The organism is Komagataeibacter xylinus (genome assembly GCF_004302915.1).
Taxonomy (GTDB): Bacteria; Pseudomonadota; Alphaproteobacteria; order Acetobacterales; family Acetobacteraceae; genus Komagataeibacter; species Komagataeibacter xylinus_C.
Genome location: NZ_QQBI01000027.1, coordinates 18,275 through 43,434, shown reverse-complemented (window position 1 = coordinate 43,434; position 25,160 = coordinate 18,275). Strand labels below are relative to the sequence as shown.

The 25,160-nt window shown below is 64.2% G+C and carries 25 protein-coding genes; 22 read left to right on the top strand and 3 right to left on the bottom strand.

The window, feature by feature from the left end; genetic code table 11:
• Positions 1 to 201 precede the first annotated feature (201 nt).
• The 15 genes from pstC (at position 202) to ureG (ending at position 13,269) form a co-directional block, all read left to right on the top strand.
• Positions 202 to 1,179, top strand: a complete 978-nt coding sequence (gene pstC, locus DV027_RS13395; RefSeq protein WP_130732493.1) for a phosphate ABC transporter permease subunit PstC — start codon at positions 202 to 204, stop codon at positions 1,177 to 1,179.
• A gap of 14 nt (positions 1,180 to 1,193) precedes the next feature.
• The gene (gene pstA, locus DV027_RS13390; RefSeq protein WP_130732492.1) at positions 1,194 to 2,090 is read left to right on the top strand and encodes a phosphate ABC transporter permease PstA; all 897 of its coding nucleotides are present in this window, start codon (positions 1,194 to 1,196) and stop codon (positions 2,088 to 2,090) included.
• Positions 2,087 to 2,887, top strand: a complete 801-nt coding sequence (gene pstB / locus DV027_RS13385; RefSeq protein ID WP_242621910.1) for a phosphate ABC transporter ATP-binding protein PstB — start codon at positions 2,087 to 2,089, stop codon at positions 2,885 to 2,887. The genes pstA and pstB overlap by 4 nt, the downstream gene beginning before the upstream one ends.
• Positions 2,888 to 2,904: 17 nt before the next feature.
• The gene (gene phoU / locus DV027_RS13380; protein WP_205836730.1) at positions 2,905 to 3,600 is read left to right on the top strand and encodes a phosphate signaling complex protein PhoU; all 696 of its coding nucleotides are present in this window, start codon (positions 2,905 to 2,907) and stop codon (positions 3,598 to 3,600) included.
• A gap of 115 nt (positions 3,601 to 3,715) precedes the next feature.
• Entirely contained in the window at positions 3,716 to 4,762 is a 1,047-nt protein-coding gene (locus DV027_RS13375; RefSeq protein ID WP_130732491.1) for an aldo/keto reductase, read from the top strand.
• Between the two features lie 100 nt (positions 4,763 to 4,862).
• Positions 4,863 to 5,219: a hypothetical protein gene (locus tag DV027_RS13370; protein WP_130732490.1), complete on the top strand. Its 357-nt coding sequence runs from the start codon at positions 4,863 to 4,865 to the stop codon at positions 5,217 to 5,219.
• A 413-nt stretch (positions 5,220 to 5,632) separates the two neighbouring features.
• Entirely contained in the window at positions 5,633 to 7,003 is a 1,371-nt protein-coding gene (locus tag DV027_RS13365; protein WP_130732489.1) for an NAD-dependent succinate-semialdehyde dehydrogenase, read from the top strand.
• A 120-nt stretch (positions 7,004 to 7,123) separates the two neighbouring features.
• Positions 7,124 to 8,098 (top strand): threo-3-hydroxy-L-aspartate ammonia-lyase, encoded by a 975-nt coding sequence (locus DV027_RS13360; RefSeq protein WP_130732488.1) that lies wholly within the window; start codon positions 7,124 to 7,126, stop codon positions 8,096 to 8,098.
• Between the two features lie 167 nt (positions 8,099 to 8,265).
• On the top strand, positions 8,266 to 9,099 hold the full coding sequence (locus DV027_RS13355) for an urease accessory protein UreD (protein ID WP_242621909.1): 834 nt from the start codon (positions 8,266 to 8,268) through the stop codon (positions 9,097 to 9,099).
• Positions 9,100 to 9,133: 34 nt separating this feature from the next.
• Positions 9,134 to 9,436, top strand: coding sequence for an urease subunit gamma (locus DV027_RS13350; protein WP_078527481.1), 303 nt, complete (start codon positions 9,134 to 9,136; stop codon positions 9,434 to 9,436).
• Positions 9,420 to 9,764, top strand: coding sequence for an urease subunit beta (locus DV027_RS13345; protein ID WP_130732487.1), 345 nt, complete (start codon positions 9,420 to 9,422; stop codon positions 9,762 to 9,764). Before DV027_RS13350 ends, DV027_RS13345 begins: the two co-directional genes overlap by 17 nt.
• Positions 9,761 to 11,467: an urease subunit alpha gene (gene ureC / locus DV027_RS13340; RefSeq protein WP_130732486.1), complete on the top strand. Its 1,707-nt coding sequence runs from the start codon at positions 9,761 to 9,763 to the stop codon at positions 11,465 to 11,467. Before DV027_RS13345 ends, ureC begins: the two co-directional genes overlap by 4 nt.
• Entirely contained in the window at positions 11,467 to 11,982 is a 516-nt protein-coding gene (locus DV027_RS13335; protein WP_130732485.1) for an urease accessory protein UreE, read from the top strand. The genes ureC and DV027_RS13335 overlap by 1 nt, the downstream gene beginning before the upstream one ends.
• A 10-nt stretch (positions 11,983 to 11,992) precedes the next feature.
• Positions 11,993 to 12,658 carry an urease accessory protein UreF gene (locus DV027_RS13330; RefSeq protein ID WP_242621913.1) on the top strand — a complete coding sequence of 222 codons (666 nt, stop codon included), beginning with the start codon at positions 11,993 to 11,995 and terminating at the stop codon, positions 12,656 to 12,658.
• Complete coding sequence (gene ureG / locus DV027_RS13325; protein WP_130732484.1) at positions 12,655 to 13,269, top strand: urease accessory protein UreG; 615 nt, start codon at positions 12,655 to 12,657, stop codon at positions 13,267 to 13,269. Before DV027_RS13330 ends, ureG begins: the two co-directional genes overlap by 4 nt.
• On the opposite strand, the gene DV027_RS13320 is transcribed toward ureG, so the two are convergent.
• On the bottom strand, positions 13,247 to 13,507 hold the full coding sequence (locus DV027_RS13320) for a hypothetical protein (RefSeq protein ID WP_130732483.1): 261 nt from the start codon (positions 13,505 to 13,507) through the stop codon (positions 13,247 to 13,249). The genes ureG and DV027_RS13320 overlap by 23 nt on opposite strands.
• Before the next feature lie 244 nt (positions 13,508 to 13,751).
• Here DV027_RS13320 and DV027_RS13315 point away from each other — a divergent pair, with 244 nt between their 5' ends.
• Positions 13,752 to 14,702, top strand: a complete 951-nt coding sequence (locus DV027_RS13315; protein WP_207303492.1) for a porin — start codon at positions 13,752 to 13,754, stop codon at positions 14,700 to 14,702.
• Between the two features lie 67 nt (positions 14,703 to 14,769).
• A complete protein-coding gene (locus tag DV027_RS13310) occupies positions 14,770 to 15,210 on the top strand; it encodes a hypothetical protein (RefSeq protein WP_130732482.1) in 441 nt (146 codons plus the stop codon).
• A gap of 56 nt (positions 15,211 to 15,266) precedes the next feature.
• On the opposite strand, the gene DV027_RS13305 is transcribed toward DV027_RS13310, so the two are convergent.
• Together DV027_RS13305 and DV027_RS13300 are read right to left on the bottom strand one after the other, a co-directional pair.
• Positions 15,267 to 16,160: a response regulator transcription factor gene (locus tag DV027_RS13305; RefSeq protein ID WP_130732481.1), complete on the bottom strand. Its 894-nt coding sequence runs from the start codon at positions 16,158 to 16,160 to the stop codon at positions 15,267 to 15,269.
• Positions 16,157 to 19,468 (bottom strand): hybrid sensor histidine kinase/response regulator, encoded by a 3,312-nt coding sequence (locus DV027_RS13300; protein WP_130732480.1) that lies wholly within the window; start codon positions 19,466 to 19,468, stop codon positions 16,157 to 16,159. Before DV027_RS13300 ends, DV027_RS13305 begins: the two co-directional genes overlap by 4 nt.
• 139 nt (positions 19,469 to 19,607) lie before the next feature.
• On the opposite strand from DV027_RS13300, the gene urtA reads away from it, so the two are divergent.
• From urtA to urtE, 5 genes are read left to right on the top strand one after another with little or no spacing between them, the layout of a single operon-like run.
• Positions 19,608 to 20,948 (top strand): urea ABC transporter substrate-binding protein, encoded by a 1,341-nt coding sequence (gene urtA / locus DV027_RS13295; RefSeq protein WP_130732479.1) that lies wholly within the window; start codon positions 19,608 to 19,610, stop codon positions 20,946 to 20,948.
• Complete coding sequence (gene urtB / locus DV027_RS13290) at positions 20,941 to 22,545, top strand: urea ABC transporter permease subunit UrtB (RefSeq protein WP_130732478.1); 1,605 nt, start codon at positions 20,941 to 20,943, stop codon at positions 22,543 to 22,545. Before urtA ends, urtB begins: the two co-directional genes overlap by 8 nt.
• Positions 22,542 to 23,681, top strand: a complete 1,140-nt coding sequence (gene urtC, locus DV027_RS13285; protein WP_130732477.1) for an urea ABC transporter permease subunit UrtC — start codon at positions 22,542 to 22,544, stop codon at positions 23,679 to 23,681. The genes urtB and urtC overlap by 4 nt, the downstream gene beginning before the upstream one ends.
• Entirely contained in the window at positions 23,678 to 24,418 is a 741-nt protein-coding gene (gene urtD, locus DV027_RS13280; protein ID WP_130732476.1) for an urea ABC transporter ATP-binding protein UrtD, read from the top strand. The genes urtC and urtD overlap by 4 nt, the downstream gene beginning before the upstream one ends.
• 35 nt (positions 24,419 to 24,453) lie before the next feature.
• Entirely contained in the window at positions 24,454 to 25,149 is a 696-nt protein-coding gene (urtE, locus tag DV027_RS13275) for an urea ABC transporter ATP-binding subunit UrtE (RefSeq protein ID WP_130732475.1), read from the top strand.
• Positions 25,150 to 25,160: the final 11 nt, after the last annotated feature.

Here is a 25,160-nt window from a genome sequence, read left to right as displayed (position 1 = left end):
TGAAGCTTGGCTTATGATCGCTCATATCCGCAGAGTGCTGCGGAAAATCAATCAGGTCGCTTTTTGATTCAGACAGTCAGGCACACATGCATGTAATGGCAGGTGTCATAAAAACTTCATGAAAAATGCCGCACGTTATTATTGTCACGAGTCAGTTAATCCGCTTAGTGCTGCATTCATGTCATGCATATCAGGAACTACATGATGGAAGTGCCATCCACCACCACAGGCCCTGGCGCGGCCGCCTCCGGGCGCAGCGCAGGGGGCAATGCGGGCGATATCGCCTTTGGCGTGCTGGCCCGGCTGGCCGGGTGGTCCATCCTGCTGGTCATGGCGGGCATCATCATCGTGCTGGTCAGTGGCGGGTGGCAGGCTTTTGCCACCTTCGGGCCGGGGTTCATCACCAGCAAGGCATGGAACCCCATTACGCACAATTTTGGCGCGGCGACATCCATTTTCGGCACGCTGGTCACAACGGTCGTAGCCCTTGTGTTTGCCGTGCCCTTCGCCTTTGGCGTGGCGTTCTGGCTGGTTGAAATGGCGCCCCCGGCACTCGCCCGTGTGATCGAGACGGCCGTGCAGCTTCTCGCCGCCGTGCCGTCCATCATCTTCGGCATGTGGGGGTTCTTCATCGTGGTGCCGTTCATGGCGCATTATGTCGAGCCGGTGGCCACGCACTATCTGGGCCATGTGCCGGGCATCGGGCTGCTGTTCCGTGGCGCGCCCTATGGCACGGGGCTGCTGACCGGCGGCCTCATCCTGGCCATCATGGTCACGCCCTTCATCTGCTCGGTCATGGCCGATGTGTTCGTCTCCATCCCCACCGTGCTGAAGGAAAGCGCCTTTGGCCTGGGGGCGACCCGGTGGGAGGTGATGCGCAAGGTGGTGCTGCCGTGGTCGCGGCAGGCGGTGATGGGCGGCATCATGCTGGGCACGGGCCGCGCTTTGGGCGAGACGATGGCCGTGACCTTTGTCATTGGCAACAGCAACCGGCTGGGCTGGTCGCTGTTCGCGCCGGGCAACACCATCGCCTCGCTGATTGCGCTTGAGTTCCCCGAAAGTTCGGCCGGCAGCCTCAAGCTCTCCGCGCTGCTGGCGCTGGGCGCGATCCTGATGGTCATTTCATTCATTACCTTGGCCTGCTCGCGCATGTTCCTCCAGCGCGGCATAAAGAACTAGGGAAGTAGCCTTACATGTCAGCCCAGAAAGTACAGGCCGTGGCCACCGACGGGTGGCAGCGCGGTGGCGCGCAGGCCGTGCGGCGCAGGATTGTCGAGCGGCTGGTCAACGTGCTGTGCGCCATCGCCACCGTGGTTGTCCTGTTCCTGCTGTTCTCGATCTTATGGACGCTGGTCACGCGCGGCGCGGCGGGGCTGTCGCTTGCAACCTTCGTGCACAGCACGGCAGCTCCCGGCAGCGGGGGCGGGCTTGCCAACGCCATTATCGGCAGTTGCGAGCAGACCCTGCTCGCCGCCCTGCTCGGCACGCCCATTGGCATGCTGACTGGCATCTACCTGTCGGAATTCAGCCATGACGGCAAGATTGTCTCGTTCGTGCGCTTTGTGTCGGACATGATGCTGTCCGTGCCTTCCATCCTTGTCGGGCTGTTCGTCTACCTGGTGGTGGTGGAGCCCGCGGGGCATTTCTCGGGCATTGCGGGCACGCTGGCGCTGGCCATCCTGTTCATTCCCATCGTGGTGCGCACGACCGAAGACATGCTGCACCTCGTGCCCCGCGCCATGCGCGAGGCGGCCTATGCGCTGGGCGCGCCGGGGTGGCGGGTGATCGTGAGCATCTGCCTGCGCGCGGCGCGCGGCGGCATCATGACCGGCATCCTGCTGGCACTGGCCCGCATCTCGGGCGAGACGGCGCCTCTGCTCTTCACCTCGCTTGGCAACCTGAACTGGTCCACCAACCTCAACGCGCCGATGGCGAGCCTGCCTGTCACCATCTATCAATATGCCGGTTCGGCCTATGATGACTGGGTGCAGATGGCCTGGACCGGCGCGCTGCTGATTACGGTTGCGGTGCTGGCAACCAACATCTTCGCCCGCTGGTGGCTCTCGCGTAATGGAACCGCATCATCATGAATACCCTCACCATGGATAACAGGCCCGCCCCGGCACAGTCGTCGGTCCCGGCCATCGCCATCCGCAACCTTGATTTCTGGTATGGCGAAAACCATGCGCTGCGCGGCATCTCGCTTGATTTCCCCACCCGGCAGGTGACTGGCATGATCGGGCCTTCGGGGTGTGGCAAGTCAACGCTGCTGCGCATCCTCAACCGCATGTATGACCTCTACCCCGGCCAGCGCGCCATGGGCGAGGTGCTGTTCGATGGTCGCAACATCCTCTCGCCCGGCATCGACGTGAACGTGCTGCGCTCGCGCATTGGCATGGTGTTCCAGAAGCCCACGCCGTTCCCCATGTCGATCTATGACAACATCGCCTTTGGCGTGCGGCTGCATGAGCGCCTCTCACGCGCTGACATGGACCAGCGCGTGGAGAACGTGCTGCGCCGCGTGGCCCTGTGGGGCGAGGTCAAGGATCGGCTCAATGCCTCCGCCGCCGCCCTGTCGGGCGGGCAGCAGCAGCGCCTGTGCATTGCGCGCACCATTGCCACCCGGCCCGAGATCATCCTGCTGGATGAACCGACCAGCGCGCTCGACCCGATCTCGACTGCCCGGATCGAGGAACTGCTTGATGAGCTCAAGCAGGAATTCTCGATTGCCATCGTCACCCACAACCTCCAGCAGGCGGCCCGCTGCGCGGATCGCGTAGCCTTTTTCTATATGGGCGAACTGGTTGAAGTGGACACGGCGGACAAGATGTTCACCGCACCGCATGAAAAACGCACCCAGGATTACATTACCGGCCGCTTCGGTTGATGACGAAAGACGTGATGATGCCACAGGAATCAATGCACACTGTTCAGAGTTACGAACAGGAACTTGAACAGCTTCGTTCGCTCATCAACAAGATGGGCGGCATGGTCGAGCGCCAGGTGGCGCAGGCCATTACGGCGGTGGTCGAGCATGATGAGGTCGCAGCCCTCGACGCGCCGGAAATGGACCCGCATGTCGATGAACTCGAACGCCAGACCGAGGCGCTGGTCATCCGCCTGCTGGCCCTGCGCGCGCCCATGGCGGGCGACCTGCGCGAGGTGGTGGCGGCGCTGAAAATGTCGGGCGACCTTGAGCGGATCGGGGATTGTGCGGCCTCCATCGCGCGCCGGGCCATGCGCAACGAACTGCTGTCATGCCCCATATCACTTACGGGGCTGCACAGCATGGGCCGGCTGGTGCAGGAAAACCTGCGCCGCACTATCGATGCGATGGACCAGCGCGACCCCGAACTCGCGCGCATTGTCTGGCAGTCCGATACGGCGGTGGATGAACTCTATGTGTCGCTCTTCCGCGAACTCGTGACCTACATGATGGAAGACCCGCGCAATATCGGCCCGTGCACCCACCTGCTGTTCATTGCCAAGAACCTTGAACGCATTGGTGACCACGCCACCAATATCTCCGAGCGCGTCTATTACTCTGTTACCGGCAATATCCTGCCCATCATCCGCCCCCGTGGCGGCACGTTTGACTGAAGCGCCTGCCTGATCCCTGCCTGGCCCTGCGTGATTGCGCTACCGTCTGTCTTTTGCAACACTTGCCCTGACAGACGGCCCGTGCCGCGCCCCATCAACCAGGCAGGTTTTTTACATGCAGCAACGTGAACTCGGTCGCACTGGCATCATGGTCAGTGAGATCTGTCTTGGCACCATGACCTTCGGTCAGCAGAATACGGAAGCCGAAGGCCACGCCCAGCTTGATCTCGCACTTGATCACGGCATCAACTTCATCGATACCGCCGAGCTTTATTCCATCCCGCCCCGTGCCGAGACCCAGGGTGCTACCGAAACCATCATCGGCACCTGGCTCAAGGCGCGTGGCGGCCGTGACCGGCTGGTCATTGCCAGCAAGGTGGTGGGTCGGGGCACATCGCCATGGTTCCGCCCCGGCGGGGAGGAAACCCGGCTGACGCCCAGGCAGATCCGTTACGCGCTTGATGGCTCGCTGCGCCGGCTTGGCACGGATTACATCGACCTGTACCAGTTGCACTGGCCGGACCGCAAGCTGGGGCTGTTCGGGGCAGGGGGCACAACATTCACCGCCCTGCCCGAGGCTGACGAGGTGCCCATTGCCGAGACGCTGGGCGTGCTGGGCGACCTGGTGCGCGAGGGCAAGATCCGCCATATCGGCCTCTCTAACGAGACGGCATGGGGTGTTTCGCAATATCTGGCCGAATCCCGCCATGGCGCGCCGCGCGTGGTGTCGATCCAGAATGCCTATAACCTCATCAACCGCACCTTCGAGATCGGCCTGGCCGAGATCGCCCTGCGCGAGAAGGTGGGCCTGCTGGCCTATTCGCCCCTGGCGCAGGGCTACCTGACCGGCAAATACCTGAACGGCGCGCGACCGGCAGGTGCGCGCACCACGCTGTTCAACCGCGCCCAGCGCTACGAGAAGCCGGGCGTGGAAGAAGCGGTCAGCGCCTATATCGCGCTGGCAAAAGCGGAAGGGATCGACCCGGTGCAGATGGCCATTGCCTTTGTCACGTCGCGACCGTTCGTGACCTCGAACATCATTGGCGCCACGAGTATCGAACAGCTCAGGACCATTCTCGGTTCGGTTGACCTGGTCATTACGCCGGAACTCGAGGCCAAGATCAACGCGATCCATCAGGTGCATTGCAATCCTGCGCCCTGACCATTTTTGCCACCCGACATGCCCCCTGATGATGTTCCTGTTATCAGGGGGATGAAGAGACAAAATCATATATTGGCGCAATTATATATGGATCTTGGTATTGAAATTAAAAATATCGTTCCCTGAAAACTGTATATCGGAAATTATTATTGAGCAGAAGTTTATTCCCTGCTTATGTAAAATATCACATAATTTTGAAATAGAATTCAAGGTTCCTCTACAGCCTGCGACCGGCATTGTATTCGAATGGGATATAGGATTGATTGACGAAAGGGTTCCGGCCGGCACGGGAGGGCAATATCTTCACTATGCAAACGGAGAAATATCGATCGTGCATATTTCGGATGATATGTATCAGATATTGGATCTGAACATGTTTTATCCATCATCCGGGTGGCGTCCTGTTATGAAAGACGGTGATTACGCTCATCTGATGGATGAGCTTTACGGCGAATGATAAACCCAGCCATTGCCTGTAGGGAACAGTTTGGAGCTGGCACATGAAGTGGGCTGGCAGCCGTTCATACCCATGAATCGTGCAGGGCAGGTGGAATACGCTGGTCTTTCTCTCAAATTCAAACTCTTGTGATGCCACCTCGCACCATGCGCCCTGCAAGCGCCTGCCCAGCCCCCTGAAACCAGCCATTCCAGCCCGTTTACAGGTGCATGAGCGCAGGGCTGCCCTGTCAGGCGCGGACATTGACACGCTACGGCGGAATATAGTCACGATACAGGGAGCATTGCATCAACACGCAGGGCATGGCGCAATCTGCAACCAAAGAGTGGCAATCCGTTGGCGCGTTCACACAACACCAACCCTTGCCCGGCTATAACGCCATCCATGCCCGCACCCTGTAAGGATATGATGACATGAGTCCCTATCGCACCATTAATCCCGCCACCGGCAAGACGGAAAAGGTCTTTGACCTGCATGATGACAAGGAAATGCTGGCACGCCTCGAAACCGCCCATCAGTTCTGGGAGGGTGACTGGCGCCGCCGCACCATCGCCCAGCGGCGTGACATCATGCTCAAGGCAGCCGAGATCCTGCGCCGCGACAAGGAAAAGCATGCGCGCCTGATTTCAATCGAAATGGGCAAGATCCTGCCCGAAGCCATTGCCGAGATCTCGCTTTCGGCCGATATCCTGGCCTATTACGCCGAGAAGGCCGAGACCTTCCTCGCCCCGCGCGAGCTGCCGGTGTCGCAGGGTCATGCCTGTGTAACCAGCGAGCCGCTGGGCATCATCTACTGCGTGGAGCCGTGGAACTTCCCCTATTACCAGCTTGCCCGCGTGGCAGCCCCCAACCTGATGGCGGGCAATGTGGTCATGGTCAAGCACGCGCCGGGCGTGCCGCAATGCGCCGTGGCGTTTGAAGAGCTGTTCCGTGAGGCTGGTGCGCCTGCAGGGGCCTATACCAACCTGTTCATTACCAATGACCAGTCGGAAAAACTGATCGGGCGCCCCGAAATCCGCGGCGTCGCCCTGACCGGCAGCGAGCGCGCCGGCAGCGCCGTGGCTGGCCAGGCAGGCCGCGCGCTCAAGAAAAGCACGATGGAACTTGGCGGTTCCGACGCGTTCATCGTGCTTGATGATGCCGATCTCGACACGGTCGTGCCGCTTGCGGTGCAGGCGCGCATGTCCAATAACGGCCAGGTCTGCACGGCAGCCAAGCGCATGATCGTGCACAAGTCACTCGTTGAGGAATTCACCTCGCGCCTCAAGGTGGCGATCAATGATTTCAAATACGGCGACCCGCTCGAGCAGGGCGTGACCCATGGCCCGATGAGCAGCCAGGTGGCGATGGAACATGCCGTAGCCCAGGTGGAAAAGGCCGTGGCGCACGGGGCAAACCTTGTTGTGGGTGGCAAGCGCATCGAGCGCGAGGGCTTCTTCATGAAGGCCGCGATCCTGACCAACCTGACCAAGGACAACCCCATCTTCTACCAGGAAATCTTTGGCCCCGTCGCCATCATCCATTCCGTGGATAGTGAGGATGAAGCCGTAGCACTGGCCAATGATTCGCCCTATGGCCTTGGCGGCTCCATCCAGACCAGCGATGTGGAACGTGGTCGCCGCGTTGCCGCCCGGATCGATACGGGCATGGTCTTCATCAACAGCGCGACCGGCTCGGCGGCCGACCTGCCGTTTGGCGGCATCAAGAACTCTGGCTATGGCCGTGAACTTTCGGAATTCGGCATCGAGGAATTCCTGAACCGTAAGCTCGTCCATACGCCCTGAGCCATCAGGCGCCGGTCGCTCCCGTCATGCGATGGGAGCGGCCGTCCTGACATTGCTTCTGGCTGCCGCGACAGAACCGGGCCATGCTGATGGCCTAGCCATGTTGGGGGAGAGGGAGCGATGCAGTCACTACCGGTATTTGCAGATGTGGTCGCGGCGGCAGCACGGATCAAAGGGCAGGCGCATCGCACGCCGGTCCTGACATCGCGGTATCTCGATAGCACAAGCGGCGCGACGCTGTTTTTCAAGGCCGAGAATTTCCAGCGCGTGGGGGCTTTCAAGTTCCGGGGCGCGGCAAACGCCATCGCAGCCCTGCCGCAGGCCGCAAGGCAGCGCGGTGTGGTGGCGTTTTCATCGGGCAATCATGCGCAGGCCGTGGCCAGTGCGGCGCGTGATGCAGGCATACCCGCCATCATCGTCATGCCTGAAGATGCCCCGGCCATGAAACGGGCCGCAACACAGGGTTATGGCGCGGAAGTGGTTCTCTATGACCGCTACACGCAGGACCGCCAGGCAATAGCCACTGCCATTGCCAACGGGCGCGGGGCCACCGTTCTGCCCCCCTTCGACCATCCCGACATCATCGCAGGCCAGGGCACGGCAGCACTCGAACTGTTTGAGGAAACCGGCCCGCTTGATGCGCTGTTCGTGCCCGTTGGTGGCGGCGGGCTGGTCTCGGGCTGCGCGCTCGTGGCCAGTAAGGTCGCACCGGACTGCGCCGTGATCGGCGTGGAACCGGCAGCGGGCGATGATGCGCGCCAGTCACTGGCTGTTGGGCATATCGTGCGGATTCCGGTGCCCCATACCCTTGCCGATGGCGCGCAGACAACTGCCGTCTCGCCACTGACCTTTGCCATCATGCGCCGCTATCTGCGCGAAATTGTCACGGTGGATGACGCGGCCCTGGTCGCCACGATGCGCCTTGTCGCTGAGCGGATGAAGATTGTTGTCGAGCCCACCGGCTGCCTTGGCGTGGCAGCCGCCCTTGCCGCAGCGCCCCGGTGGCAGGGCAGGCGCATTGGCGTGATTGTATCGGGCGGGAATGTGGACATGATGCGCTTTGGCCAACTGGTTCAGGCCGCGCAGCCCGATTGACCGCGTGCATGAAAAAATTTCTGGTGAAGACTTAAAAAAAGCCTTCAAAAACGTGGCCTTGTTGAAAAAAAGCATGCTCGTGGCCGTGTAGCGCGGATTACGTAATTCTACGCAATGGACGTATCGCACCCGGCTGCTACGATGGCCCCAATGCTGTCAGGACGGAAATGAACGCGGGCATAATCCCACTCCAGCGCGCAAGGGGGCAGTTCGGGCTGGAGGTCAGGGCTGATGGCGCCCGCACCCGCATGGCCGATCTGGTGCAGGCAGGCTGCTGCCGCCTGCTGTTTCCGCGCGTGCAGGGCAACGGGCTGGAAGCCGCCACGGTCAATATATCGGGCGGCATCGCGGCGGGTGACCGCATCAACGGGCGGCTGTCCTGTGGTCCCGGCACGGAGCTACTGGTCACATCGCAGGCGGCCGAGCGGATCTACCGCGCCCGCCCCGAAGACAGCCCGGCGGACATGGCGGTTTCCTGCCATATCGATGCCGGGGCGCGGCTGGAATGGCTGCCGCATGGCACGATCTTTTTTGATGGCAGCCGCCTGCGCCGCCACATGGTGGTGGATATGGCGCAATCCGCCACCTTCCTCTTTCTCGAGAGCCGGATATTCGGCCGCCTTGGCGCGGGCGAGCAGCTTGCCAGCCTGCACGTGCGCGACCGGCTGACCATAAGGCGCGCGGGCGAACTGCTGCTCGAAGACATGCTGCGGCTGGAAAGCACCACTGTCACGGCCCTGCTGGCCCAGCCCGCCGTGGCTGCGGGGCAGGGCGCGGTGGCCACACTGGTGCTGGCCAGCCCGCAGGCGATGGACCTGCTGGCCCCGGTGCGCGAACGGCTGGCAGCGCCCCAATGCGCGGGCTTTGCCGCATCCGCGTGGAACGGCATGCTGGTGGTGCGTGGCGTGGGCAAGGGGGGCTGGGCGCTTGAGGGGGCGCTGCGTCATATCCTGCCTGCATTGCGGGCGGGGCGACCCATGCCCTCCACATGGCGGTCATGATACAGCACAGGCAGGCAAGGAGGCGGAGCACGACATGAAGCTGACACCAAGGGAAAAGGACAAGCTGCTCATCGCCATGGCGGCCATCGTGGCCCGCCGCAGGCTGGAACGTGGCGTGCGGCTGAACTACCCCGAGGCCGTGGCCCTGATTACCGACCATGTGGTCGAAGGCGCGCGCGACGGGCTGAGTGTTGCCGAGCTCATGGCCAGTGGCGGCCATGTGCTGACCCGCGCGCAGGTCATGCCCGGCGTGGCCGAGATGATCCATGATGTTCAGGTCGAGGCGACCTTCCCCGATGGCACGAAACTGGTGACAGTCCATGACCCGATACGCTGACCCCCTGCCCGAAGGCGCCATACCCGGCGAGATCCTGACCGATGGGGGCGAGATTACCCTCAATGAAGGCCAGCCCCGGCGCACCCTGCGCGTGACCAATACCGGCGACCGCCCCGTGCAGGTCGGCAGCCATTATCATTTTGCCGAGGTCAATCCGGCCCTGTGCTTTGAGCGCGCGCAGGCGCTGGGCTGGCGGCTTGACGTGCCATCGGGCGGGGCGGTGCGCTTCGAGCCGGGGCAGGAGCGTGACGTCACACTGGTGCCGCTGCGGGGCCTGCGCCGCGTGATCGGCTTCAGGGGTGATGTGATGGGGAGTGTGGACCAATGACGCGGCTGACCCGGCATGATTACGCAGGCCAGTTCGGCCCCACCACCGGTGACCGCGTGCGGCTGGCCGATACGAACCTTTTGGTGGCGGTGGAAAAGGATTTCACCATCTATGGCGAGGAAGTGCGCTTTGGCGGCGGCAAGACCATCCGCGATGGCATGGCCCAGTCACAGGCCACGCGGGCGGAGGGGGCGGCGGATACCGTCATCACCAATGCGCTGATCATCGACCACTGGGGCATCGTCAAGGCGGATGTGGCGTTGCGTGACGGGCGCATCGCCGCCATCGGCAAGGCAGGCAACCCCGATATCCAGCCCGGGGTGGACATCATCATCGGGCCGGGCACGGAAATCATCGCGGGCGAGGGCAGGATCCTGACCGCGGGCGGCATTGACAGCCACATCCATTTCATCTGCCCCCAGCAGATCGAGGAGGCGCTGGCCTCGGGCATCACCACCATGCTCGGCGGCGGCACGGGGCCTGCCACGGGCACGGCGGCCACCACCTGCACCCCGGGGCCTTGGCACCTCGCGCGCATGCTGCAGGCGGCGGATGCCTTTCCGGTCAACCTCGCATTTGCGGGCAAGGGCAATGCCTCGCGCCCCGAGGCGCTGGAGGAAATGGTGCGCGCGGGCGCAAGCTGCCTGAAACTGCATGAGGACTGGGGCTCGACCCCCGCCGCCATCGATTGCTGCCTCGGTGTTGCCGACCGGATGGACGTGCAGGTCATGATCCATACCGACACGCTCAACGAGAGCGGCTTCGTGGAGGACACGATCGCAGCCTTTGAAGGCCGCACCATCCACGCCTTCCATACCGAGGGCGCGGGCGGCGGGCATGCGCCCGACATCATCCGGGTGGCCGGCCTGCCCAACGTGCTGCCATCCTCCACCAACCCCACGCGACCCTATACGTGCAACACGCTTGATGAGCACCTGGACATGCTCATGGTCTGCCATCACCTCGACCCGAAGGTGCCCGAGGACATAGCCTTTGCCGAGAGCCGCATCAGGCGCGAGACCATCGCGGCGGAGGATATCTTCCATGACATGGGTGTGCTGTCCATGATGTCATCCGACAGCCAGGCCATGGGCCGGGTGGGCGAGGTGCCGCTGCGCACATGGCAGACCGCCCACAAGATGAAGCAGCAGCGCGGCCCGCTGCCCGGTGATGGCGTGGCCGACAACAACCGCGTCAAACGCTATATCGCCAAATATACCATCAACCCCGCCATCGCCCACGGCCTGTCGCATGAGGTGGGGTCGATCGCGGTGGGCAAGCTGGCCGATCTTGTGTTGTGGGAGCCTGCGTTCTTTGGCGTCAAGCCCGATCTGGTCATCAAGGGGGGTGCGATTGCCTATGCCATGATGGGCGACCCCAATGCCTCCATCCCCACGCCGCAGCCGGTGCATGGCCGCATGATGTTTGGCGGCTACGGCGGGGCGCGGACCCATACCAGCCTGACCTTCGTGTCAAAGGCGGCGCTGGAGGATGATATCGGGCGCAGGCTGGGTCTGCAGAAGGGCCTTTCCGCCGTGTCGGACACGCGCGGCGGCATTGGCAAGCGCAGCATGATCCATAACGATGCCATGCCGCATATCGAGGTCGATCCCGAAACCTATGAAGTGCGGGCCGATGGCGTGCTGCTGACATGCGAGCCCGCCGACATCCTGCCCATGGCCCAGAGGTATTTCCTGTTCTGATGACCCGTGTCACCAAAATCCTGCCAGCGGGAAGCTGGCCCGTGGCCGAGGCCGCGGATGTGTTCGCCGCCGATTATGAAGGCCGCCACCGCAGACGCATGATGCTCACCCTGCGCTCGGGTGCGCGCGTGCTGCTTGAACTTGAGCATGCCCGCCTGCTGGCCGATGGCGATGGGCTGGTGCTTGATGATGGCCGCGTCGTTCGCGTCGAAGCCCTGCCGGAAGACCTGATGGAGGTCACCGCCCATGACCCGCTGCACCTGCTGCGGCTGGCTTGGCACCTGGGCAACCGGCACCTGCCCGCCGCTATTGGGGCCGAGCGCATCCTCGTGCGGCATGACCATGTGATTGCCGACATGATTGCAGGCCTTGGCGGGCATGTGCGCCACGTCAGGGCAGCCTTTGACCCCGAAAGCGGGGCCTATGCAGGGCGCAGCACAGCACACGGCCATGACCACCATCACGACCATGCCCACACGCATGAGCATGGCGGCCACCACCACGCGCATGACTGAACCCGCTGGCCTGGCCGGGCAGGATTTCCTGCGGCTGCTCTCATGGGTGTCGCCCGCTTTCCCCACGGGGGGGTATGCCTACAGCCACGGGCTGGAATGGGCGGTCGAGCGCGGTGACGTGCGTGATGTGGAAACCCTGTGCGCGTGGGTTGGCGCGTTGCTGCGCCATGGCAGTCTTGGCAATGACCTGATCATTGTGCATGCGGCATGGCAGGCGGGTGAGGATGATGCCCGCCTGCGCGAGATTGCCCGTTTTGCCTGCGCCTCCGCCGCCTCGCGCGAGCGGTATGAGGAGACGGTATATCAGGGCGAGGCCTTTTTGCGGGCGGCGGCGGTGTGGCATGTCGTGCCGCCCAAGGCCATGCTGGCAGGCACGCGCTGGCCGCTGCCGGTGGTGCAGGGGCTGGTGTTTCGCCGTGGCGGCGTGGCCGTGGGGCAGGCCGTGCTTTCGGGCGGGTATGCGGCGGTGGCGGCCCTGGTGTCGGCTGCCGTGCGGCTGGTGCCGCTGGGCCAGACGGACGGGCTGCACGCGCTGGCCCGGCTTGAAACCATACTGGCGCAGGCCGCAGCGCAGGCCAGGCACCAGACGCTGGACGATGTGGGCGGGGCCTGTTTTGCCGCCGACCTCGCCGCCATGCATCACGAAACCCAGGAAACGAGGTTGTTCAGAACATGACAAAGGCAAAGCACGGCCCGCTGCGTGTGGGCATTGGCGGCCCGGTGGGCACGGGCAAGACAGCATTGATGGATGCGCTGTGCCGCCGCTTTCGCAATGATTACAATATTGCCGCCATCACCAACGATATCTACACGCGCGAGGATGCGGAGTTCCTGACCCGCGCGGGCTCGCTCCCGCCCGAGCGCATCATGGGCATCGAGACCGGTGGCTGCCCGCACACGGCCATACGCGAGGATGCCAGCATCAACCTGGCAGGCATTGCGGAACTGACGGAGCGCTTTGCCGGGCTGGACCTCGTGCTGGTGGAAAGTGGCGGTGACAACCTTGCCGCCACGTTCAGCCCCGAACTGGCTGACCTGACCATCTATGTCATTGATGTCTCGGCAGGGGACAAGATCCCCCGCAAGGGCGGCCCCGGCATTACGCGCAGCGACCTGCTGGTCATCAACAAGATCGACCTCGCCCCCCATGTCGGCGCTGACCTTGGGGTGATGGACCGCGACAGCAGGCGCATGCGCGGGCAGCGGCCCTTTGTGTTTGCCAATGTCCGTGCAGGCGAGGGGGTGGAGGATATTGCCCGTTTCATCATTGAACAGGGCGGCCTGTAAAAACATTGCTTTGAAATAATGAATATTCCTGCGGGCCGCCTTTTTCCAAAAAGGCGGCTTTTTTGGTATCTGCGTGCCAGCGATCATTGCACGATGGCATGCGCTGCCCCGCGTTGGTGGCATGAATAAGCTCATAAACGGCCATTATAAGTAATTTCACGCATCCCGTCCTGATGGTGCAATTGCGTAATGTTTCCCTGTCGCCGGTCGGTGACCGCAGCCACAAGGGGATGTTCATGATTGCGCTTGTGTCCCGGTTCAGGATGAGCCGGAAGAAGAAGCTGCTGCGTTGCGGCAGTATCCTGTCGGCCTGCGTGGCGCTTGGTGCCAGCATGCCCCATGCCCGCGCGGCCACCACGGTTAATTTTGGCAAGGACCAGTTCTTTACGCTGGGCCTGGGCGTGCGGGCGCAGTATCTGAGCCACGACACCACCATGCCCGGCAACAAGGATGCGGCAAGTGCCAGTGACCTGCGTATCTACATGGGCGCGCAGTTCCACAAATACGTCAAGTCAACGCTCAACCTCGAGCGCCTGCGTGATGGCAACTGGAACGTGCTTGACGGTGTCCTGCAGGTCGAGCGGTGGAAGGCGTTCAATGTCTGGGGCGGGCGCATGCTCACGCCAAGTGACCGCTCGAACCTTGACGGGCCATACTTCCTCAGCACCTATGCCTTTCCAATAGTATCGCAGTATCCGGGTGCGTGGTCGGGCCGTGATGATGGCATCTCGGTGTGGGGCAGGCTGCTCAAGGATCGCTTCCGCTACGTGGCGGGTGTCTATCGCGGGCATAACTGGGTGCGCGGCGGCTCCAATTATGGCGAGCACCCGCTCTTTGCCGCGCGCATGGAATACAACTTCCTCGATCCCGAGCCGTCGCCTGCCTACTATACGGCCAGTACCTATTACGGCAAGGCCGACATCCTGGCCATTGGCCTTGCAGGCCAGTACGAAACCGATGGCGTGGGCACCGCGCAGGACAAGGGCGACTACAAGGCGTGGAATGTTGATGGCCTGTTTGAAAAACGCATTGGCGAGGGCGCGAAATACGGCGTCTATACACTCGAGGGCGCGTATTACCAGTATTATACCGGCGGCGTGAAGGACATCGCGGCAGGCTACGGGCAGCGCTCGGCCGATTATGGCAATGTGGGTGGCGTGAACGATGGCACGGCCTTCCTGGCCAGCACGGCGTATCTCATTCCCTACCGGCTGGGCTGGGGGCGCATCCAGCCGCTGGTGCGTTACCAGCAGTTCCGCTTCAAGAAGGACATGTACGGTCCCGGCCACCCAAAGACCACCCAGTTCGATGTGGGCGGCAATTATGTCATGGATGGCCACAACCTGCGCTTTACGTTCGATTACGTGCGCTACAAGGCCATGGGCACGCGCGCGGTGGGGGCTTTTTTGCTGGGCATGCAGTTCCAGTACTGAAAACGGCTGGCCTGTTCATGTCATTTAATCAGGCGGCAGGGCTGACCCACCGCCAGGAGAGATCGGAATGCTGACCCTCAAGCGAAACGCCACATATGGCCTTGCCCTGCTGGCAGGGATCATGGGCGCGGGCCTGGCACAGGCCGCCCCCGCGCCTGAAAAAATGGATTGTCGCCACCTGTTGGCCGAGGATGTGCGCCTGTCGGACCGGCTGGCGGCCCTCAGCCACAGCGAAGCCCAGGCCGCGGCGCAGGACAAGGCCCCGGCGGAGAAGGGCTTTTTTGTCAAATTCGATCCCGTGCCGGGCTTTGGCATCATGAAAGGGGCGACGCTTACGCCAGCGGGCCACTCGATCCGGGAGGATGCCACCGAGCGCAGCCTTGACCAGGTACGCCAGAAACTGGCCGTGATACGTGGCCATGAGCAGCGCAAAATGTGCCCTGAAATCGGCACGCCCGACATGCAGCAGGACGGCCTTTCGGATGATGCGGCAAGGGTCGTGCCCTAAAATATAAAAGCTTCAGGAAACACCGCCTTTTTGAAAAAGGGCGGCACCTTTCGCGCCTAGCGCTCCTGCAGCAGGCGCGATGCGGTAGCCGCCGCAGCCGCCCGCGTGCTCAGTCCGGTCTTATTGTAGATCTGTTCGATATGCTTGTCGATCGTGCGCGGGCTGACCTTCAGGATATCGGCAATGTCGCGGCTGGTCTTCCCACGCGAGATCCACAGCAGCACTTCCGCCTCGCGCGCGCTCAGGCCCAGCCTGTCTTGCAATATGCGCTGGGGGAAAAGTGGCTGCCGGCTGATGCGCAGCAGCAGTTCATCGGGTCCGCTCATGCCCACAAGGGTCAGCACAAGCTCGTTTTCACCCACATTATGGCGCATGAGCACGCTGCCGGGCGCGGGCAGGGGCGTGGGCAGGGACAGGGCCGCGCCCGCATCACCGGGGCCTGAAAGCTCGCGCAGCACAAGCCCCGCCTGTGGCGTGGCCCACAGCACATCGCCCGCCTGGCTGGTGGCCAGCAGGAAGCGGCCCGCATGGTCAAGCGCCCCATGGGCCGCGCGGATGCGTGCGGCGGATTCCATGCGCACGCCAATGCGGGCCATGACTTCCTCCAGCCGCAGGGGCTTGGTCACGTAATCGGCGGCACCGGCCTCAAACGCGCGGATCACGTGCTCGGTCTCGGTCAGGCCGGTCATGAAGATAATGGGCACGAGGCTCAGGCGCGGGTCGTCATGCAGGGCCGCGCACACGTCCCACCCGTTCATGCCGGGCATGAGGGCATCGACCATGATCAGGTCCGGCACGGTGCGCGCCACGACGGCAAGCGCTGCCATGCCGGACTGCGCCAGCAGCACCGTATAGCCGCCATCGGTCAGTTTTTCGTCCATCAGGCCCAGAACGGCCGGGTCATCATCAATGACAAGAACGGATTTGCGGGATGGATCGGGCACGGTCATGGCGTGGGTCGCTCCAGGTGGTGGCGCAGGGCTTCAAGCTGGTAGGACGCGGCAAGGGCCAGCAGCGGTTCGATCGCGCCGCCCAGGGCCGGGTGCTGCGCGCGCAGGGTGGCCAGGTGGGTGCGCAGGTGGCGCAGGTTACCGCCATCAAGCAGGGCAAGCAGGGCCACGCGCTCCGCCTCGGGCAGGGTGGCGGGTGTGTCGGGCGGGAGAAGTGGCGCACTGTCAGCCCCGGTGGCGGGAAAGATCCATTCAAGGCCGAGCATCTGGCCCATTTTGGTGACCAGAACCGACAGGTTCACCGGCTTGCCCAGCACGGGGCAGTCCTCAAGCGAGGGGACATGGCGGTTGGCACTTTCCACCAGGTTGCCGGTCAGGAACATGATCGGCACGCGGGCATGGGGGGAGTTGCGGATGCGCAGGGCAAGGTCGCGCCCGTCCATGCCCGGCATGGACAGGTCGAGCAGCAGCAGGTCGGGCTGCACCAGCGGCAGGCGGTCGAGGCATTCCGCCCCGCTTTCCGCCCCTTCAAAGGCAAAGCCGCAGCGTTCAAGGATTTCGCGCATGATCAGGCGGTGCTCGGCATTGTCATCCACCACCAGCACCGTACGGCGTGGCCCTTCATAGCCGGTGGGGAAGGCGGGCAGGCGGGGCGGTAGCTCCACCTGCCGGTCAGACAGCATGAGCCGCACCCTGAAGCGCGATCCCTTGCCCGGCGTGCTGGTAAAGGTCAGTTCGCCGCCCAGGACTTCGGTCAGCAGCCGGGTGATGGTCAGCCCCAGCCCGGTGCCCGGCACGCCCGCGCTGGCGCCGCCGCGTTCAAAGGGCTCGAAAATGCGGGCATGATCTTCCGCAGCAATGCCGGGGCCGGTGTCTTCTATGATGAATTCCGCAATCTGCCCCTGCCACCTCGCCCCGAATGTGACCGTGCCCTGCCGGGTGAACTTGACCGCGTTTGACAGCAGGTTGAGCAGGATCTGGCGCAGGCGGTGCTCATCGCACGTGACGACGGCGGGCAGGTAGCCGGGCCGCCATACCAGCTCCAGCCCGCGCGCCTGCGCCTGCGGGCGGATCATCTGGGCCACGGATTCCAGAAAGGCGGGCAGGGCGATGGTATCGGCATGCAGTTCGATCCGCCCGGCCTCGATGCGCGAGATGTCAAGCAGGCCGGAGAGGATGCTGGTGATGTGCTCGCCACTTTCGCGCATGATGCCCAGCGCCTGGTGGCGCTCGGGCGGCAGGCGCGTATCGTGTTGCAGCAGCTGGATATAGCCCATGATGGCGTTGAGCGGCGAGCGGATCTCGTGGCTGATGCCGCTGATGTAGCGGGTCTTGGCCAGGCTTGCGGCCTCGGCCTTTTCGCGGGCCAGCTTCAGCGCATGGTCGGTGCGGCGGCGGGCGCGGATCTCGTTCATGAGCTGGCGGGTCTGGTGCAGGGTCTCGCGCGTGGCGGTGCGCCGTCCCTCCTGCGCCATGACCAGCAGCCACGCGCCCACCGTGCCCGCCAGGAAGACCGGCACCATGATGCCACTCCACGCATGGCCCGTTGCCCATGCCAGCAGCCCCATGCCCAGCGTCATGCCCGCCAGCATGAGCGTAAAGCGCCCCGCAGGCGCCACGAGCCACCGGCGCAGGCGGGGTGGCAGGGTGCGGAGCGGGGCGGCAAGCTGGCTGCCCATGCGGGTCGAGACCGGCTTGCAGCGGTCGCGGCAGCGCCCGTCCAGCGAGCAGCACAGTGAGCAGATCGTGCCGCCATAGGCCGGGCAGGGCGCCATATCCCGTGCCTCGAAGGTATGCTCACAGATGACGCAGGTCATGGCGGGCCGGTCGTTCCAGCCCGCTGGCTGGGGGCGGGCCAGATAGGTGCGCCCCCCGGTCAGCCACGCCAGCGCCGGTGCCGCGGCAAAGGCTACCCCCAGCGTGAGGAAAGGCGCATAGGCCGCGGCCATCGGGCCCAGATAGCCTGCAAAGGCCCCAACGCCCGTGGCTGCGGCGATACCCCATGCCCCCAGCCCCACGATGTTGAAGTCCGGCAGCAGCGCGCGCTTGAACTCGACAAAGGGCGGGCTGAGGCCAAGCGGCTTGCACAGCGTCACATCCCCCAGTATCGCGCCAATCCATGCACAGGCCAGAACGCCATACAGCGTGATGCCGGTCTGGATGGTGCTGACCAGCCCGGCTTCCATCAGCAGCAGGGCGATCATGACATTGAAGATGACATAGAACACCCGCCCCGGATGGGTGTGGGTCAGGCGCGAGAAGAAGTTCGACCATGCCAGCGACCCGGCATAGGCATTGGTGATGTTGACCTTGACCTGCGCCAGCGCCACCAGCGCCACCGTCAGCACGGTCGCGACCGGGGCGGGGGTGAAACTGCCCCAGGCAAAACGGTACATCACCCCGGGCTGGACCGCCTGCAGCGGTGAAAAGCCTGCCTGCAGCGCCACCCATGCCAGAAACGACCCCGCCAGCAGCTTGAAGGCATCAAGCACCACCCATCCCGGCCCCCCCAGCACCAGCGCCACCCACCATTGCCGCCGGTTGCAACGCGTGGGTTCGGGCAGGAAGCGCAGGAAATCGATCTGTTCCGCACTCTGGCACACCAGCACGATCATGAGCGAGGCGCCGGTGCCCACGGCAAGGGGGTCGATGCGCCCGGGCGGCCCGTAGGGCGCGCTGAAATGGGTCCATTGCCCCAGCAGTTCGGGGTGCAGGCCCGCCAGCACCACGAGGGGGATGAGATTGAGGGCCAGCCAGACCGGCTGTGTCGCGATCTGGAAACGGGCGATGAACGTGATGCCCCACGTCACCAGCGGGATGATGATGGCCGCGCACAGCAGGTACGCCAGCCACAGCTCCATGCCCAGCAGCCCGTGCAGCGTGCCCGCCAGGATCGCCGCCTCGAGCCCGAAGAAGATGAAGGTGAAAATGGCATAGAGCAGCGAGGTGATGGTCGAGCCGATATAGCCAAAGCCGGTGCCGCGCGTGAGCAGGTCGATATCCAGCCCCGCGCGCGCCGCCGTTGCGCATAGCGGCAGGGTAAGGGTGAAGATGACCACCGTGACAAGGGCTATGGCCGCGGCCGTGTTGGCAAAGCCGAAGGCCAGCGTGAGCGTGCCGCCCATGGCCTCGAGGGCGAGGAACGAGATGGAGCCCAGTGCCGTGCGCGCCGCCCGCATGGGCGTGGCCATGCGCGCGCTGCGCGCGGTAAAGCGCAGGGCGTAGTCCTCGAATGTCTGGTCGGCGGCCCAGCGGCTGTAGGCCCGGCGGGGACGCACGATGCGCAGGCGGCTGGTCGGGTGCGGCAAGATCACGGCTTTCGGGTGTTACGGGTGGCAGCGTGCATAATCGTAACGGAATGCCCGTGATGGACATACGCAGGAATGCGTATGGGAAGCGCTTTTGTGTACGCCGACAATGCAGGCAGCAGCAAAAGGACCATTCATCATGCCTGTCACACTGCCTCACCTTTCCCGTCGCGCGTTCGGACGTCTTGCCCTTGCCTCCTCGGCGGCTGCTGTGGGGGGCATGTGGCGCACGGCGCCGGCGCGGGCGGCAGCGCCCACGGGCGAACCGATCAAGGTTGGCATCCTGCATTCGCTGTCCGGCACGATGGCGATCAGCGAGACCACGCTCAAGGATGTCATGCTGATGCTCATTGCCGAGCAGAACCGCAAGGGCGGCCTGCTTGGCCGCCCGCTTGAAGCGGTGGTGGTGGATCCCGCCTCGAACTGGCCGCTCTTTGCCGAGAAGGCGCGCCAGCTCCTGTCGGTGGACAAGGCATCGGCCGTATTTGGCTGCTGGACCAGCGTTTCACGCAAATCGGTGCTGCCGGTGTTCGAGGAACTCAACGGCATCCTGTTCTATCCCGTGCAGTACGAAGGCCAGGAGTGCAGCCGCAACATCTTCTATACGGGTGCGGCCCCCAACCAGCAGGCCATACCGGCGGTGGACTACCTGCTGAGCGAGGATGGCGGCGGGGCGAAGCGTTTCGCGCTGGTGGGCACGGATTACGTCTATCCGCGCACGACCAACCAGATCCTGGCCAATTACCTCAAGGCCAAGGGCATCGCGGAAGCCGACATCATGGTCAACTACACGCCGTTCGGGCAGTCGGACTGGCAGACCATCGTCTCGCAGATCAAGGCTTTCGGCTCGGCGGGCAAGAAGACTGCGGTAGTCTCGACCATCAATGGCGATGCCAACGTGCCGTTCTACAAGGAGCTGGGCAATCAGGGCATTTCAGCCACCGACATCCCGGTCATGGCCTTCAGCGTGGGCGAAGAGGAACTGGCCGGCATGGACACCGCCCCGCTGGTGGGCCAGCTTGCCGCGTGGAACTACTTCGAGAGCATCGACACCCCGGCCAATACCGCCTTCATCAAGCAGTGGCACGAATTCACCAAAAACCCCAAGCGCACCACCAACGACCCGATGGAGGCGCATTACATCGGCTTCAACATGTGGGTGCAGGCGGTGACCAAAGCGGGTACCACCGATCATGACAAGGTGATTGACGCCATGATCGGCATCCGCCAGCCCAACCTGACCGGCGGCGTGGCCGAGATGCTGCCCGACCACCACCTGACCAAGCCGGTCTATATTGGCGAGATACAGGATGACGGGCAGTTCTCGGTGGTGTGGAAGACCCCGGCACTCGTGCCCGGGCAGGCCTGGTCGCCGTGGGTGCCGGAAACGAAAGACCTGATCGGCGACTGGCGCAAGCCCATTGCCTGCGGCAACTACAACACCGTTACCAAGGCGTGCCTCGGGCACAGGCATGCGTAAGGCGCGCACGACCTGCCTGCTGGCGGCGCTGTGGCTCGGGGCAATGCTGCTGCCGGGCCACAGTGCGCGGGCAGACGCCTTTGCCGACCTGGCCAGCCCGCAATTCGGGGTGGTCACGGCGGCCATTTCCACCCTTGCCACGTCAGATGACCCGCAGGCCGGGGCTGCGTTGCAGGCGCTGGGCGAGCGGAGCCTGTTCGCAGCTCCTGATGGCAGCGTGTATATCCGCCACGGCGAAAACTACGTGGAGGCCCGCACGGGCCAGCCCCAGGTGTCCGTGCCGGAGGGGCTGAAGCCGATCCGCCTGAACAACCGCATCCGCACGGCACTCGCGGGCGTGCAGGCCGGCAGGGACCTGCTCGCGCCCCAGCCCGCAACGCGGCTCAGGGCCGCCGACGCGCTTTACGCCCGCCACGACCCGGCCATGCTGCCGGTTGTGGAGCATGCCCTTGCGGTGGAAAAGGATGCCGCCGTGCGCACCCGGCTGGCCGAGGTGCGGGCCGCGACCATTCTTGGCCAGCCTCCCGCCCCCGATGCGCTTGCCTCCCGGCTTGAGGCGGTGCGCGCGCTCGGCGCGGTTGGTGGCGCCCAGGCGCGTGGCATCCTCGCCGGTGTTGCCGGGTCGGATGCGGAAGCGCCAGCAGTGCGCCGTGAGGCACAGGCCGCCGTATCCCGCATCGACTGGCACCTGCGTGCCTGGGGCGTTGCGCAGAATGCCTTTTATGGCCTGAGCTACGGCTCGGTGCTGCTGCTTGCGGCCACGGGGCTCGCCATTACCTTTGGCGTGATGGGCGTGATCAACATGGCCCATGGCGAGATGATGATGATTGGCGCCTATGTGACGTGGATGGTGCAGCAGGCCATCCGCGCGAGTGTGCCCGCGCTGGAGCCGGTGGCCATTCTCGTGGCCATTCCGGTGGCGTTCGTGGTGTGCGGGGCGCTTGGCATCTTGATCGAGCGCGGGCTGATCCGCTTCCTGTATGGCCGCCCGCTTGAAACGCTTCTGGCCACATGGGGGCTTTCGCTCATCTTGCAGCAGGCGGTGCGTTCTATTTTCGGGCCGACCAACATCGCGGTGCAGACGCCGGGCTGGCTTTCCGGCTCGGTTGCGGTGGGCGGCATGGACATCACGCTCAACCGGCTGGCCATCCTTGTCTTTGCTGGCCTGGTGCTGGGCGGGCTGATGCTGGTGCTGCGGCGCACGCCGCTTGGGTTGCAGATGCGCGCGGTCACCCAGAACCGCCGCATGGCGGCGCTGATGGGCATCCGCACCCCACGGGTCGATGCGCTGGCCTTCGGGCTGGGGGCAGGGCTTGCGGGGCTTGCGGGCGTTGCGGTCAGCCAGATTGATAATGTCAGCCCCAACCTCGGGCAGTCCTACATCATCGACAGCTTCATGGTGGTGGTGTTTGGCGGGGTCGGCAACCTGTGGGGTACGCTGGCGGCGGCCCTGGCGCTGGGCATGGGCGGCAAGGTGCTGGAGCCGACCATTGGCGCGGTCTCGGCCAAGATCGCCATTCTCGTGCTGGTCATTCTCTATATCCAGCGCCATCCGCGCGGCATGTTTCCCGTACGCGGGCGGGGAGTTGAATCATGAACCCGTTCTCAACCCATGCCCAGCGCTCCCTGCGTGGCGTGATCTGGATGGCGGTGGCCGTTATGGTGGCGGCAGGCGGCCTTGCCGCAGCCAGCCTGCTGCCCGAGGGCAATCCGCTGCATGCCTCCGCCTTCGTGGTGTCGCTTGCGGGTAAATACCTGTCCTATGCCATGCTGGCACTGGCGGTGGATCTGGTATGGGGCTTTGCGGGCATTCTTACGCTGGGTCATGCCGCGTTCTTCGCGTTGGGGGGGTATGCCATGGGCATGTACCTCATGCGCGAGATCGGGGCGCGCGGCGTTTATGGCAATGCCGAACTGCCGGATTTCATGATCTTCCTCTCATGGAAAAGCCTGCCGTGGTACTGGTGGGGCTCGGAGCATTTTGCGTGGGCCGCCGTGCTGGTGGTGGCGGTGCCGGGGCTGCTGGCCGGGGTGTTTGGCTGGCTTGCCTTCCGCTCGCGCGTATCCGGGGTGTATCTGTCCATCATCACGCAGGCGCTGACCTATGCGCTCATGCTGGCGTTTTTCCAGAATGGGCTGGGCTTTGGCGGCAATAACGGCCTGACCGACTTCAAGGACATCCTTGGCGCCGACCTGCATGCGCCGCTGACCCGCGCGGTGCTGCTGGTGGTGACCGGCGTGCTGCTGGCCGCAAGCCTGCTCGCCGCACGTTTTGTGGTGGGCAGCCGTTTTGGCAACCTGCTGGTGGCCGTGCGCGATGCCGAAAGCCGCACCCGTTTCCTGGGTTACCGCCCCGAGCAGGCCAAGCTGCTGGTGTGGGTATTCTCGGCCATGATCGCAGGCCTGGGTGGCGCGCTTTATGTCACGCAGGTTGGCATCATCAACCCCGGTGAGTTCGCGCCCGCCAATTCGATTGAATCCGTGATCTGGGTGGCGGTGGGCGGTCGTGGCACGCTGTGCGGGGCAGTGCTGGGGGCCATACTGGTCAATCTGGGCAAGACGCTGTTCACCGCGTGGCTGCCGGAGTTCTGGCTGTATGGGCTGGGCCTGCTGTTCATCTGCACCACTTTGTTCCTGCCCAACGGGCTCATGGGGCTGTGGCGGCATGTCCGTAAACCGCCACCTGAGGAAGTGACCCCGGAAGTGGCGGACACGCAGGGAGACGAGGCATGACCGATGACCTGCTGCTCGACATGCGCGATGTGAGCGTGACGTTTGACGGTTTTCGCGCCATCAACAATCTCAGCCTTGCGCTGCGCCCGGGCGAGATGCGCGCCATCGTCGGCCCCAATGGCGCGGGCAAGACGACGATGATGGACATCATCACCGGCAAGACCCGCCCCGATACCGGCACCGTGCGCTTTCAGGGCCGCGACCTGACCCGGCTTGATGAACCCGCCATCGCCCGGCTGGGCATTGGCCGGAAGTTCCAGAAGCCCACCGTGTTCGAGGCGCTGAGCGTAACCGAGAACCTGCTGCTGTCGCTCAAGGGCGTGCGCGCGCCCTTTGCCGTGCTCATGGCGCGCCGCAGCGCGGGCGAGCGCGAACGGATCGACCGCCTCCTGCACCTGACCCGGCTCGAGGCCATGGCCGACCAGCCTGCTGGCGGCATGAGCCATGGGCAGAAACAGTGGCTCGAGATCGGCATGCTCATGGGCCAGGAGCCTGACCTGCTGCTGGTGGATGAGCCCGTGGCGGGCATGACCGATGCCGAGACCATGGCCACCGCCGACCTGCTGCGCGAGATCAACCGCACCCGCAGCGTGGTGGTGGTGGAGCATGACATGGATTTCGTGCGCGCTCTGGGCGTGGATGTGACGGTGCTGCATGAAGGCAGCGTGCTGGCCGAAGGCACGCTGGACGCGGTCAGCGCCGACCCGCGCGTGATCGAGGTCTATCTTGGGCGCTGAGGGGCGCCGCACAGGCGTAAAGGGAGGCAACGCGCATGCTCGAGGTTAACGACGTGCACCTGCATTATGGCGCGGCGATTGCCCTGCGTGGCGTTTCGCTCGCAGCAAGGGCAGGGGCGGTAACCTGCGTGCTCGGGCGCAATGGCGTGGGCAAGACCAGCCTGATCCGCGCCATAACCGGCATGCATGCCACAAGTGCCGGCACGATCACGTGGGAAGGCGAGGACATTACCAGGCTCGCCGCCTATGACCGCGCCCGCCGCGGCATCGCCACCGTGCCGCAGGGGCGCGACATCTTTCCGCTGCTCAGCGTGCGCGAAAACCTTGAAACCGGCTTCGGCCTGCTGCCACGCGGCCAGCGCCGGGTGCCTGATGAGATATTCGACCTGTTCCCCGTGCTGGCAAAAATGCTCGACCGGCGCGGCGGCGACCTGTCGGGCGGGCAGCAGCAGCAGCTTGCCATTGCGCGCGCGCTCGTCATCCGTCCGCGCCTGCTGGTGCTTGATGAACCGACCGAGGGTATCCAGCCCAGCATCATCAAGGATATCGGCACCATCATCGGCATGCTGCGCGACCGGGGCGACATGGCCATCGTGCTCGTGGAGCAGTATTTCGATTTTGCCTACGAACTGGCCGACACGATTGCCGTGCTCGACCGGGGCAAGGTGGTGCTGGCAGGCCAGGCCCGCGACCTCGTGGCGGAGGATGTGCGCGCCTACATCACCATCTGACCGGCGGGCGC